Source organism: Bacillus cereus group sp. BfR-BA-01524 (genome assembly GCF_022662595.1).
Taxonomy (GTDB): domain Bacteria; phylum Bacillota; class Bacilli; order Bacillales; family Bacillaceae_G; genus Bacillus_A; species Bacillus_A thuringiensis_S.
Window position 1 is genome coordinate 1 of record NZ_JAKUDW010000279.1, and the last position, 487, is coordinate 487.

Sequence of the window (487 nt, forward strand, 5' to 3'; positions counted from 1 at the left end):
TCGGTTCTTCATTGAAATCAGTTTCTGAAAGTTTCCGAGAATCCATTTCATTTGTCCAAGATGTCACAAATGGCTTCACTTTCTCATGGTATTGAGCTGAAAGATTTTTCAATTTTTGTAAGCTAGCATAATCCTCAAACAATGGCTCCTCAGGTACTGGTTCACCTCGCAAACATAAGATCCACATATATTCCACATCTACAATGTGAAATAGGGTATGTAGTATACTGCCGAACCCACCGACCCGTTTCTTTAATAGTTCTTCATCTGGTATGTCTTCGCACAATGTAAACCAATCATCACGAACTTGCCAGTTATATTGAAACAGTTTCAACATCACAACAACCTCTATCTTTTATAGATTTAATATTTAATTTTCACCAAAAGACTTCAAAATCCTTTTTTAAATAATAACTCTAAAAAACCTGTTAAAATCCTCCACAAACTGGCCCTTTAGTTGAGTAACTTTATTGCTACTCAACGGTTC

The 487-nt window shown here is 35.3% G+C and carries 1 protein-coding gene; it reads right to left on the minus strand.

Annotation, left to right across the window (positions count from 1 at the left end; genetic code table 11):
- A partial coding sequence (locus tag MR170_RS31040) for a DinB family protein (RefSeq protein WP_242310673.1) occupies window positions 1–337 on the minus strand: 337 nt, incomplete at its 3' end.
- Window positions 338–487 lie beyond the last annotated feature (150 nt).